A 13,009-nucleotide genomic window follows, 5' to 3' on the forward strand; every position below is an offset into this window, starting at 1 on the left:
CTTGCCACGCCATGACTACTGTACGAAAATACAGTAAATCAGTTTTCCTCTACCGGCACAGCCCGTGCCCCTATGTATTCCCGACGCCAACGCCCATGCCCTCTGCCTCCAGCCTTCCCCAGCGGGAGCCGCCCCGGCCCGATGCCGGGGGGCTTGCCGAACTGCTGGCCCGCCCGGATATCTGGCGGGGCGACCGGCTGGCCGCCAGCCCCCGGCCCGGCCTGCCCACCGGCCACCCGGCGCTGGACCGGCTGCTGCCCGGCGGCGGCTGGCCCCGGGGCGCCCTGAGCGAATTCCTCGCCACCCCGGAGGTGGGCGTCACCGGACTCCTGGCGCCGGCCCTGGCCGCCCTGGCCGGGCCCTTGCTCTTCGTCAATCCGCCCTGGCCCCTGCACGCCCCCGGCTGGCAGGCCGCCGGATTTGCCGCCGGGCGCCTGGCGGTGGTGGAGGCCAACGGCAAGGAAGGCGCCTGGGCCTGCGAAGTGGCCCTGGAAGAAGGCGGATTTGCCGCCCTGCTGGCCTGGCTGCCGGACATCGACGCCAAGGGCCTGCGCCGGCTGCAACTGGCCGCCGCCGGCCAGCCGGGCCTGGCCTGCATCCTGCGGCCCCCGGCCCGGGCCCGGGAGCCCTCCCCGGCGCCCCTGCGCCTCAGCCTGGAAAACGCCCCCCGGGGCCTGCGGGTGCGCCTGCTCAAACGCCGGGGCGGCGACGGCCTGGCGGAGCAGCCCCTCATCCTCACCCCGGCCCTGGCCGTCACCGCCCTTCTGGAACGCGATCGTGCTCTGGCTCTCCCTGCGCTTCCCCTGCCTGCCCCTGGACGCCCTGGCGCTGCCGCCCGCACCCCGGCCCACGCCTGAGGCTGACGGGGCTCCGCCCCCACTCCAGTCCCAATCCTTGCCTTCGCCCCGCTCCTCCCCCCGGGCAGCGGCCAGCCAGGGCCGGGTGGTGGCGGCCAACGGCCCCGCCCGGGAGCGAGGCATCCACCCCGGCATGGGCCTGGCCTCGGCCTGGGGCCTGGCACCCGAACTGGCCGTGCACGAACGGGATCCGGCGGCGGAGAGCGCCGCCCTGGCGGGCCTGGCCTGCTGGGGCTTCAACTTCACTCCCCAGGTCTGCCTCGACCCACCCGCCGGCCTGCTGCTGGAAATCGGCGGCTGCCTGCGCCTCTTCGGCGGCCTGGAGGCCCTGGTCAGTCAGGTGGCGGAACAAGCCCGGCGCCAGGGCTACACCCTGGCCTGGGGCCTGGCCCCGACCCCCCTGGCCGCCCGCTGGCAGGCCAACGTCGCCCCCTGGCTGGAACCCCTGGCCGAGGAAGGGGAAAGCGGTGCCGGGCAGCAGGACGTTCAGGAAGGCAAGGAGGCGGCAGCGGCCAGCGCGATAGGCAAGCCCACTCCGCCAGCCACGGCCCGGCAGCAGCGGGGCCAACCGCCGGCCGCCCTGGCCGGCGGCGCATCCCGGCCCATCGCCACAGCCACCCGTAGCGCCGCCGACTCAAACGCTGCCGCCCAAACTGCCAGCCGGAAGGGGGTGGGGAGTACCGGCCCAAGCCTGGCCACGCCCATTCCCCCGGCCAGCCCGGCCACCGCCGCACCTGGGGCTGATGCGCTTGATCCGGCGGACAGCACCATCCCGGGCGACCTTCCCGACGCCGGGGCCCTGGGCGACCCTCGCAACCTCCCCCGGCTCCTCGCCCCCCTGCCTCTGGATTGTCTGGAACTGCCGCCGGCCCAGGCCCGGCGCCTGGGCAATTTCGGCCTGCGCCGGGTCGGCGACCTGCTGGCCCTGCCCCGCAGCGGCCTCAACCAGCGTCTGGGCCTGGGGCTGACGACCCAACTGGCCCGGGCCCTGGGGGAAATTCCCGATTCCCGGCCCCGCTTTCCCTACCCGGAAACCTTCCGCCAGGGCCTGGAACTGCCGGCCCGGGTGGAGGACGCCGGCGCCCTGCGCTTCGCCGCCCGGCGCCTGCTGCAACAGCTCCAGGGCTGGCTGGCCCGGCGCAGCGGCGGCATTTCCCGCTGCACCCTGGAACTGCACCACGAGCAATACGGCCCGGCCATCCTCCGCCAGGGCCGCCGGGGTCGCCCGCCCACCCTCCTGGTGCTCGGCTTTGCCGGCCTGACCCGGGACGGCGCCCGGCTCGAGCGGGTGCTGGCCGAACGCCTGGCCCAACTGCCCCTGGCGGCCCCGGTGGAAGCCCTCTGCCTGGTGGCGGACCAGATCGGCGAGCTGCCGGGCCAGGATCAAGCCCTGCCCGGCCAGGGCAGCGACGGCGCCCTGGCCGACGACCCGCCCGCCAGCGCCCAACGGGCCGCCCTCACCCTGGAGCGCCTCAAGGCCCGCCTGGGGGACGCCCGGGTGTACGGCCTCACCCACGTGGCGGACCACCGCCCGGAGCAGGCCACCCGCAAACGCCCGCTGGACGGCGACCTTGCCCTGGCCACCCCGGAGAAGCAGGCTACAAGCCAGTCTCCCGGGGCACCCCCGCAAGGTCCGCGCCCCTTGTGGCTTCTGGAGCATCCTCAAGCCCTGGGCGAAACCCAGGGCCGCCCCCGGCACGGCGGCCCCCTGCAACTCCTGGCCGGCCCCGAGCGCATCGAAAGCGGCTGGTGGGACGAAGGCGAAAGCAGCGACGGCCTTCCAGCCCCCGGCGATTTGCGCCGCGACTACTTCGTCGCCCGCAACCCGGCCGGCGAATGGCTATGGGTGTTCCGGGATGAAACCGGCTGGTTCCTCCACGGCAGGTTCGCATGAGCCGGCACCCTCACGGGCGGCTCCCGGCCCAGGACGACGCAAGCCGTACCGCCAGCGGCCTTCCCGCCAGCCTTCCCATCCGCCTCCCGGCCAGCCTGTCTCCGGCAACAGCCCGAGGGAACGACAGCCCCCGGCGCCCCAGCCGCCTGCCGCCTTCCAACTGGGCACTTTCCAACAGGGCACTTCCTCGCCCGGCCCGCCTTGCCACACGCCGGCCAAGGCATCGCACCACCGCTCCCGCCAGCAGAAGCCGCTGAACCATGCCGCTCCCGGAAACCTCCCCACCGCCGGCCCTGCCCGACTACGCCGAGCTGCACTGCCTCTCCAACTTCTCCTTCCTGCGCGGTGCCTCCCACCCGGAGGAACTGGTGCAGCGGGCCGTGGAGCTGGGCTACGGCGCCCTGGCCGTCACCGACGAATGCGCCTTCGCCGGCTCGGTGCGGGCCCACGTGGCGGCCAAGGCAGTGGGCCTCAAGCTCATCCACGGCACCGAGATCGTGCTGGCCGACGGCCTCAAGCTGGTGCTGCTGGCGCAAAACCGGGAGGGCTACGGCAACCTTTCGGCCCTCGTCACCCTGGCCCGGCGCCGGGCCGAGAAAGGCGCCTACCGCCTCACCCGGGGCGACCTGGAAGGCTTCGGCCCCAGCGGCGCCCTGCCCGACTGCCTGGCCCTGTGGGTGCCCGGCCCCACCGCCAATAGCATTGATCGCACCGATCACGCCGCCATCGCCAACACGGTCCCCCCAGCCAATGCAGCCGACGCCAGCAACGCCGCCGCCATTGCCGACGGCCGCTGGCTGGCCCAGCGTTTTCCGGGCCGGGCCTGGCTGGCCGTGGAACTCCACGCCGGGCCGGACGACCGGGGCCGCCTGGAGCAACTGCAACAACTGGCCGCCGACTGCGGCCTGCCGCTGCTTGCGGCGGGCGACGTACACATGCACAGCCGCGCCCGCCGGCCCCTGCAGGACGTGCTCACCGCCCTGCGCCTCAACACCACGGTCTTCGCCGCCGGCCACGCCCTCCACCCCAACGGCGAACGCCACCTGCGCCCCCGCCTGCGCCTGGCCCGGCTCTACCCGCCCGAGCTGCTGGCCGAAACCCTGGCCGTGGCGGCCCGCTGCACCTTCTCCCTGGACGAGCTGCGCTACGAATACCCGGAAGAAGTGGTGCCCCACGGCCTCACCCCCGCCGCCTACCTGCGCCAGGAGGTGGAAGCGGGCCTCGTTGTGCGCTACCCGGCAGGGGTGCCGGAGAAGGCCCGGGCCCAGGTGGAATACGAGCTGGGCCTCATCGCCCGGCTGCAATACGAGGCCTACTTCCTCACCGTGTACGACATCGTGCGCTTTGCCCGCAGCCGGGAAATCCTCTGCCAGGGCCGGGGCTCCGCCGCCAACTCGGCGGTGTGCTATGCCCTGGGCATCACCGAGGTGGACCCGGCCAAATCCGAACTGCTGTTCGAGCGCTTCATCTCCGCCGAGCGGGGCGAGCCGCCGGATATCGACGTGGATTTCGAGCACCAGCGGCGGGAGGAAGTCATCCAGTACCTCTACGCCAAATACGGCCGGGAGCGGGCCGCCCTCACCGGCGCCCTCATCACCTACCGCACCCGGGGGGCGCTGCGGGATGCAGGCCGGGCCCTGGGCTTCGGCCGGGAGCAGATTGATGCCCTCGCCAACACCCTGGCCTGGTGGGATAGGCAGGACGAACTGCCCGAGCGCCTGCGGGCCGTGGGCCTGGACCCGGAAAGCCCCCGGGTGGCCAAGTGGCTGGCGGTGAGCCGCGCCCTGCGGGGGTTTCCAAGGCACCTGTCGCAGCACGTGGGCGGCTTCGTCATCTCCCGCGGCCCCCTGTCGCGGCTGGTGCCCATCGAAAACGCCGCCATGGCCGAGCGCAGCGTCATCCAGTGGGACAAGGACGACATCGACGCCCTGGGCCTGATGAAGGTGGATGTGCTGGCCTTGGGCATGCTCTCCGCCATCCGCCGCGCCCTCGACATGCTCGGCGCCCGGGACGGCAGGCCGGTGCGGTTGCAGGACATTCCCCGGGAATCGAAAGCGGTGTACGACATGCTCTGCCGGGGCGACAGCCTGGGCATCTTCCAGGTGGAATCCCGGGCCCAGATGGCCATGCTGCCGCGCCTCAAGCCGCGCCAGTTCTACGATCTGGTGGTGCAGGTGGCCATCGTGCGGCCCGGCCCCATCCAGGGCGACATGGTCCATCCCTACCTGAAGCGGCGCCACGGCGAAGAGAGAATCGAGAAAATCTCCCCGGCGGTGGACAAGGTGCTGCAACGCACCTACGGCGTGCCCATCTTCCAGGAGCAGGTGATGCAGCTGGCCGTGGTGGCCGCCGGCTTCACCCCGGGCGAGGCAGACCAGCTGCGCCGGGCCATGGCCGCCTGGAAGCGCAAGGGCGGCCTGGAGCCCTTCGAGCAGAAGCTCATCCGCGGGATGCAGGAACGGGGCCTGCCCGAATCCTTCGCCCGGCGCATCTTCGAGCAGATCAAAGGCTTCGGCGACTACGGCTTTCCCGAATCCCACGCCGCCAGCTTCGCCATCCTGGTTTATTTCTCCGCCTGGCTGAAACGCTTCGAGCCCGCCGCCTTCCTCTGCGGCCTGCTCAACGCCCACCCCATGGGCTTCTACGCCCCCGCCCAACTGGTGCAGGACGCCCAGCGCCACGGCGTCACCGTGCTGCCGCCGGACGTCACCCACAGCGCCTGGGAATCCCTGCTGGTGGAACTGCTGCCCGATCATCCCCCCGCCCGCCCCCGCACCGTACGCCTGGGCCTGCGGGAAATCGCCGGCTTCAACCAGGCCGCCGCCGAACGCATCGTCGCCGCCCGGCAAGAAGGCCCCTTCCAATCCGTGGCCGACCTGGCCGCCCGGGCCGGGCTACAACGCCCGGAACTGGAACGCCTCGCCGCCGCCAATGCCCTCCACGCCCTGGCCGGCCACCGCCGCGCCGCCGCCTGGGAAAGCGCCGCCGTGGAAAACACCGGCCAGCCCCGCCACCATGGCAGCCGCAGCGGCCATGACCAGGAAGGGGAAAAGAGAAAGGGAAGAGGAAGCGCCAAAGCCCTGGGCAGACGCAGCGGCGCCAGCGATGCCACCCACGCAACAGGCCGCAGCAAAAACGGGATGGACCAGAGGGACAAGGGAGACGAAAGGGGCCACGCCCCCGCCCTCCCCATCCAGGGCGACCTCTTCTCCGCCCTGCCCCCGCCCGTGGAAGCGCCGCCGCCCCTGCCGCCCCCCACGGAAGGCGAAGACCTGGTGGCCGACTACGCCACCCTGGGCCTCACCCTGGGCCGCCATCCCCTGGCCCTGCTGCGGGATCGCCTCACGGCGGGCCGCTTCATCACCGCCGCCGAACTGCGGGCCGCGCCGGACAAGAAACTGGCCCGGGCCGCCGGCATCGTCACCCACCGCCAGCGCCCCGGCACCGCCAGCGGCATCGTCTTCGTCACCATGGAAGACGAAACCGGCCCCATCAACGTCATCCTCCGTCCCGAACTGGTGGAAAAACAGCGCCGCGAAACCCTGGCCGCCCGCCTCCTGGGCGTCTACGGCCAACTCGAATCCCGCCACGGCGTCACCCATCTGGTGGCCAAACGGCTGGTGGATCTGACGCCCCTACTGGGCCGGCTGGCGACCCGGAGTCGGGATTTTCATTAAGGCCTGGCGGACTGGGATGTAGGCGGAAGAAAGACTATTCCGGCAGACGACAGTCGATAACCCGTATCTGCCTCAGCGATGAGAGGCTACCCTCAGACAGTTACGCCCGGATTGCTTGGCTTCATAAAGCGCCTGATCTGCCCGCGTGAATGTGGCCTCCAAGTTATCGGGTGGAGCACCCAGTTCAGATATGCCCAAACTGATGGTGAACCTAAGTTGTTTCTCGGGAAGATCGACCGCGCAGGCACGCACCGCATCAAGAATTCGTTCCCCAAGAATGGCGGCTCCCTCGCCATCGGTACCAGGGAGCACCACACCGAATTCTTCGCCCCCCAAGCGGCCTAAAACGTCGGTTTTACGCAGTACGGAAGCGACCGCCTCAACGAGTTTCTTGAGGACGATATCGCCGACCGGATGCCCATACGTGTCATTGATGCTTTTGAACTTGTCCGCGTCAAGAATCATGAGACTGACGGGGTGACCAAGGCGTTGGGCCAGAGCGGCTAAATTATCGGCTTCGCTCGTGAATGCTCTTCGATTCAATACCCCCGTCAGGCCATCTGTGGTGGCCAGGCGTTGCAGCTCCTGTTCTACGATCTTGCGCTCACTGATATCGCGAATGATCCCAACGTGCAGCCGAACCCCTCCCTCATCCGTCGTGCCAACGCTGACTTCTATCGGGAATTCTCGTCCATCTTTGGCACGACCCAGAACCTCCCGCCCTCTGGCCATGGCTCGAACGGCCTCTCCATTATTCGTTGCCTCCACCAACCCCTGGTGTTCATCCGCAAAATTCGGGGGCATCAAGCACCCCAGTGGTTGGCCAACGATTTCCTCGTTGGCGTAGCCAAACATATTTTCCGCGGCCTTGTTGAATTCCCGAATAAGCCCATCGCTGCCAATGACAACCACGGCATCCAGGGCCGTGTTCATGAAAATTCTGGCTTGGGCCTCTCTTTGATGGAGTTCTGCCGTGCGCTCGACGACGCGCTGCTCCAAATTCCGATTAGCAGTCTCCAGATCCCGTAAGGCCTGACGGCGGCGCTGATATTGCCGAAGTGCAATCCCCGCGAGCCATACAAGCAGTGCGTTGCTACTGAGAGCAATGATCCAGTAGTTAAAGATGCTTTGGTGCCATCGGGCCAACACCTTATCGACATCTGCCGTTGCCATTACGCTAACGGGAAATTTCTCCGAGGTTGCATAGGCGCCAAATCCCTGGGGATCGCCAAAGCGGGTCGAATCACTGATCTCACCTTTTTCAGCCGGACCATTCGGATTGGCAAGAGCGGTAACGTTATGCCAAAGGTTTTCCCGACATGCCTGAGAGTCTGGAAGACAGGCGATGGCCCTGCCCCGGTGATGAACGAGCCGCAGGGTATAGCCATCCGGCAAGGCCGCATCGCTGAGTAAACGGCTGATTTCCATCGGCTCAATGCCGGCAGCAATGACCCCCAGAAACCGATTGCCATCGTTCACGACTCTACGGCTGACCGGAATGAACAGGGCGTTGTCCAGCCGGCTTTTGATGGGATCACCGATGTAGAGCCCTTGGTCCCAGCGAGAGGCGACTTGCTGAAAATATTCCCGGTCAGCGACATTGGCACGGGGAGCGGGGAAATCTGCCGACAACTCGGCAAGATCACCGTTGCTACGAACCAAAAACAACCACCGAAGACTCGGAGTAATGGCATGACGCCGGACCAGCAGTCGATGCACGTAATTGTCGGGGCGCTCAGCAATACCCCCCCTGGCACTCACCACTTCGCCAATGCCAGAGAGCGTTCGGTCATAGGTATCCAGAAGTTGCTCGACTCGACCGAGAATGACATCCGTCGCATTGCGTAGTCTGGTTTTCGCATCCATCAGCACCTCTTCCCTGGCATCCACGGCCATGGTGTAGAGACGTAGATCAACCAAGACAATCAGCAGGAGAAGCAACAATACCCAGCGCAAACTTTCCCGAAGTGCAGACACTATCCATCCCCAAGTTGATTTTTCGAGCCTGATCTGAATAGCGTTTGGGACAAGCTATGCTAGCTTACGGTCCAGCGTAGTTCAGGGGCTACATCTTTACGCGGCAACCATAGCAGTATCCCCATCAGTTTCACAAAGACAAAAATCATGAAATCAGGGAAAGAGGAATCGTTGTCGATAGAACGTCTGATTGAGGATTTGAGACAAAAAAATAGGGATCTCAAATCAATCCTCGACAACATGCCGTCGATGATTGGTTATTGGGATCGCAACTGTATCAATCGTTTCGGCAACTATGCTTACCGGATTTGGTTTGGCATCGATCCCGAGACCATGCCCGGGCGACATATCCGAGAGGTGATCGGGGAAGATCGCTATAAGCTCAATCTCCCCTACATTGAGGCCGCTCTGGCTGGACAATTTCAGTCGTTCGAACGAATGATTCCTCTCCCTGATGGGGAGATTCGGCATTCTCTGGCGAACTATATCCCGGATATTGTGGATGGACAGGTACAGGGCTTTTATGTGCTTGTGTCCGATATCACCCCCTTGAAGCGGGCTCAGAGTGAGCTTCGGGCCAGTGAGGAAAGATACCGGGCAGTCGTCGAAGACCAGACTGAGGTCATTTCCCGTTTCCGTCCGGATGGCAGGCTGGTTTTCGTCAATGATGTTTATTGTCGAGTTTTTGCTAAAACTCGACGGGAGTTGCTGCCTGGGAGTTGGATGCCCGTGGCCCATCCTGATGACCTTCCTATGGTGGAGCGGCGTCTGAAGGAGCTAACTCCGGCTAATCCGCTAGTCGTAATCGAAAACCGGGTCTATTCCGGCCAGGGAAGACTGATGTGGATGCAGTTCGTTAACCGGGGTTTTTTTGATCAGTCAGGGATGTTGCGTGAGATTCAGTCAGTGGGCCGGGACATCACGGAGCGAAAACAAGCAGAGGAGTCCCTGGCGCAGGCCAGAGCAGAACTTGAGCGGAGAGTGGAGGAGCAGACCAAGCAGTTACGCCAGATGTCCTTGCAACTGGCCTTTGTAGAAGAGCGGGAGCGTCAAAGCATTGCTCGTGATTTGCATGATGAGTTGGGTCAAGTCCTTCACGTAATGAAGCTCAAGTTGGACCGATTGAGCAAAGACGGGATACCCGACACATTGATTCAGGATTTGCATGGATTAGTGGCTGATGCCAGTCGTCAGGTTCGAACGCTGACATCCCAATTAAGTCCTCCCGTGCTACTCAGTCTTGGGTTGGGTCCAGCCTTGCACACGCTTGGCGACGAGTTGCTTCAGCGTTATCAATTGAAGGTTATTTGCCATATAGAGGCTGGGACACCTCCCATCAATCAAACCCAGGCAGCGATCTTGTACCGGGCGGCTAGAGAGCTTCTGATTAATGCCGCCAAGCATTCGGGCACAAATTTGGCTGTACTGACCATGCAGCAGTCCGCAGATACTTTGTGCATATCTGTGAGTGACCAGGGGCGCGGAATGAACGTGAATCAAATCCCCGCCCAAGAAGCAGGGGGGTTCGGCTTGGCCAGCGTACGTGAACGCATACAGTCTCTTGGTGGACGCATCCAGTTTGACAGCGCTGATGGTGATGGTTGCTGCATCACCATGTGCATTCCTCTCAAAAACATTACCACCGTCAATGTGTAACCATGGCTATTCGATTTTTGCTGGCGGATGACCACCGCATGTTCCGGGAAACCCTTTGCCATATGCTGGAGGGAGTTCCTGACCTGGAGTTGCTAGGGCAGGTAGGGTCTGGGAAAGAACTACTTGATGTTCTGGCTCGGGTTAAAGCTGACCTGGTGGTCCTTGATGTGGGGTTGCCAGACATGTCGGGAATCGAGCTGGCTAGGAAAGTCCGTTCAGCCCATCCTTTGGTTTTTATTGTGGCGCTGTCCGGATATACAGATCGACTTTTCGTCGACGAAATGCTCAAGGCAGGGGCAAAAGGGTATGTCGCAAAGTCTGCCGGAGCCGATGATTTGGTAAGGGCCATGCGAGCCGTGATAGAGGGAAATGTCTTCCTTTCTCCGGAAGTGGCTGCAGTTCTTATGCCCGATGTCGGTGAAAATGGTGAAGCGCCATTGTCCCTACTGGGCAAACGTGAAAGAGAAATCCTCGGCCTGCTTGCCAGCGGCAAGACTTCTCCCGATATTGCGCTGTTACTGGGTATTTCGGTCGGGACAGTGCAAGTCCATCGCCGGAATATCAAGGCCAAGCTGGGACTGCGGTCGGTAGCGGATCTGACCCGCTATGCAATCCGTCAAGGCTTGGCTCACAGTCAGCAAGGATAAGATTAGTACCCAGAAATGGGTATTCAGATTATCGGTTTGGCGGAATTGTTAGCTTCGGTGTCGGCCCTTATCCTCCAGATAGGGACTATTACATTTCTCTTATCCTTCAAAACCCGCGTATTTGCTGGTTTTCCGACGATAGTCCCTGGATTTTCGCGCCATTCCAGCTGTTCCGGAGTGGCCTTAGAAATATTGGGACCTTCCGATGAGAAACAACCAGCCTGTTACAAAAATAGAGACACTGTTGCCAGAAGGGGAGTTCATTTATTCCCGGACGGATTCGAAGGGGCAAATTACTGAGGCTAACGAGGCTTTTGCTCATATCAGTGGATATGAGCGGGATGAAATGCTGGGGCAGCCCCACAACATGGTGCGCCATCCCGACATGCCGCCTCAAGCATTTCAGGACATGTGGCAGGATCTCAAGGCTGGCTTGCCGTGGCGTGGTTTGGTCAAAAATCGCCGGAAGGACGGAGGCTTTTACTGGGTCGTGGCAAATGCCTCTCCGGTTCGTGAGCACGGCCAAGTGGTGGGGTACCAGTCCGTGCGTTCCCGTCCGTCACGGGATGAAGTGGCCGCCGCAGATGCTGCTTACAAGCGCTTGAAAGCTGGGGATACGAGTATCAAGGTTCTGCACGGGCGGATAGTCCCCAGCCATCGCTCCATATGGAGTCGGCTGGGTAGCCTTGGCACCCTGTCCTGGATCATCGGCCTGGCATTGCTGGGCATGAGTCTGACCCTGCTGGCCATGCCGAACATTCCGCCCCATATGGCGGATGATGTGGCCTATTTCTTGGGAGGAGTAGGCGGCCTGCTCGGAATTTACTTCCTGGCAGTATTCATGCCCCGTTTACGCAGCGACTTGAATGCTACCGGGGCTTATCTTGATCGCTTGCTGATGACGGGAGACCTCAAGAATCAGTTCAAGCTCGAACGTCAGGATGAACTAGGTGAGGTAATGCGGAAAGTCAGCCAGTTTGTTTCCTGGATTCAGTCTACCGTCCAGGGCATTGGTGATGCCGCGACCCAGGTCAATCGTGTAGCCCTGGAGGTTAGTCAAGGTGTTCACAATGTTCACGAGTCAGCCAGGGTCCAAAGTGATGCAACCTCATCTGCAGCTGCCGGCATCGAGGAAATAACTGTCTCAATCGGCGAAGTGGCTAGCCATGCTGCTGCAACGCGGGATAGTGCTTCGGTAGCGGCAGATGTTTCGGCACAAGGGGCTGATCTGTCAGCGCAAGCTTGTGCAACGATTCTTGCTCTGGCCGACACGGTTAAGAATTCCGCCGCACAAGTGGAGCTATTGGGTAACCAGTCAGAAGAGATTTCTCGTATTACCGGGGTAATCAAGGAAATCGCTGATCAAACCAACCTTCTGGCATTGAATGCAGCCATTGAAGCAGCCCGTGCTGGAGAGCAAGGCCGAGGTTTTGCCGTGGTGGCGGATGAAGTCCGAAAACTGGCCGAACGTACGGCAAAGGCTACGGAAGAAATTAGCACCATGATCCAGTCTGTGCAGTCTGAGACTAGCAAGGCTGTAGAGGGTATGCGATCCGGAGCCCAGCAGGTCGAAAGTGGCGTTCAACTGGTCCAGGAGGCACAGTCGTCCCTCCATGAAATCAATCAACAGATGGCCAGAACCGTGGAAATGGTGAATGACATCTCCCACTCTTCTGATGAGCAGCAACAGGCCATGACCCTGATGGCCCAAAATGTTGAACGGGTTGCAGCCATGACCGAACAGAACATGGCAGTCGTTATCCAGACGGATACGACGGTCAACTATTTGAATGATGTCGTTGATCGGATGCGAAAGGCTGTTGCACAGTATTCCGTCTAAATTTTCATGGACTCGACTGATTGGGAATCCGATCTCGAAGCGCCCATCGGGCAATCTCGCTGAATCTGGATAGCTACAACGAATCACTGATACATTTCGCGACACATGTTTCGCACAAGAACCTCTGCAGGAGGTCCTTTACTTTTCTAACCAGGTCCGGGACAAAGATTAACCTGGTAGGCACAAGATGATTTTGAGGCATGCTTGATCTGGCATGCCTATTACTATCCGATTTCCAATTTGATCGCCTGATTGAGGCTTGAATGGTTATGGCTGTTGCAGAGCGTTTTACAAGAATATCGATTACGTCGGCACTGATAATAAATATTGCAGCATTAACCATTGTGGTGGGAGCTCTTTGCGCTTGGTTTGTGACGACCCTTGGTACTCGATACATCCACCACCAGGAAAGTGTGCGGCTTGCTGAAATGGGGCGGCATATTGCTGGTGCCATATCGCAT

The 13,009-nt window shown here is 62.8% G+C and carries 7 protein-coding genes; 6 read left to right on the forward strand and 1 reads right to left on the reverse strand.

Annotated features, from left to right (window positions below):
• Positions 1–95 precede the first annotated feature (95 nt).
• The 3 genes from imuA (at position 96) to AZSI13_RS10525 (ending at position 6,428) form a co-directional block, all read left to right on the forward strand.
• Positions 96–857 carry a translesion DNA synthesis-associated protein ImuA gene (gene imuA / locus AZSI13_RS10515; protein WP_165833452.1) on the forward strand — a complete coding sequence of 254 codons (762 nt, stop codon included), beginning with the start codon at positions 96–98 and terminating at the stop codon, positions 855–857.
• Positions 778–2,751, forward strand: a complete 1,974-nt coding sequence (locus tag AZSI13_RS10520) for a DNA polymerase Y family protein (protein WP_165833454.1) — start codon at positions 778–780, stop codon at positions 2,749–2,751. The genes imuA and AZSI13_RS10520 overlap by 80 nt, the downstream gene beginning before the upstream one ends.
• A 260-nt stretch (positions 2,752–3,011) precedes the next feature.
• Complete coding sequence (locus tag AZSI13_RS10525; RefSeq protein WP_109041125.1) at positions 3,012–6,428, forward strand: error-prone DNA polymerase; 3,417 nt, start codon at positions 3,012–3,014, stop codon at positions 6,426–6,428.
• Positions 6,429–6,500: 72 nt separating this feature from the next.
• Here AZSI13_RS10525 and AZSI13_RS10530 read toward each other — a convergent pair whose 3' ends face one another.
• Complete coding sequence (locus AZSI13_RS10530; RefSeq protein WP_133247303.1) at positions 6,501–8,405, reverse strand: diguanylate cyclase; 1,905 nt, start codon at positions 8,403–8,405, stop codon at positions 6,501–6,503.
• Between the two features lie 147 nt (positions 8,406–8,552).
• Here AZSI13_RS10530 and AZSI13_RS10535 point away from each other — a divergent pair, with 147 nt between their 5' ends.
• From AZSI13_RS10535 to AZSI13_RS10545, 3 genes are all read left to right on the forward strand, one after another.
• Positions 8,553–10,061 carry a PAS domain S-box protein gene (locus tag AZSI13_RS10535; protein WP_109041127.1) on the forward strand — a complete coding sequence of 503 codons (1,509 nt, stop codon included), beginning with the start codon at positions 8,553–8,555 and terminating at the stop codon, positions 10,059–10,061.
• A 2-nt stretch (positions 10,062–10,063) separates the two neighbouring features.
• Positions 10,064–10,708, forward strand: coding sequence for a response regulator transcription factor (locus AZSI13_RS10540; protein ID WP_109041128.1), 645 nt, complete (start codon positions 10,064–10,066; stop codon positions 10,706–10,708).
• Positions 10,709–10,913: 205 nt separating this feature from the next.
• On the forward strand, positions 10,914–12,548 hold the full coding sequence (locus AZSI13_RS10545) for a PAS domain-containing methyl-accepting chemotaxis protein (protein ID WP_109041129.1): 1,635 nt from the start codon (positions 10,914–10,916) through the stop codon (positions 12,546–12,548).
• The last annotated feature ends 461 nt before the right edge of the window (positions 12,549–13,009 follow it).

This window comes from Azospira sp. I13 (assembly GCF_003112695.1).
GTDB lineage: Bacteria > Pseudomonadota > Gammaproteobacteria > Burkholderiales > Rhodocyclaceae > Azospira.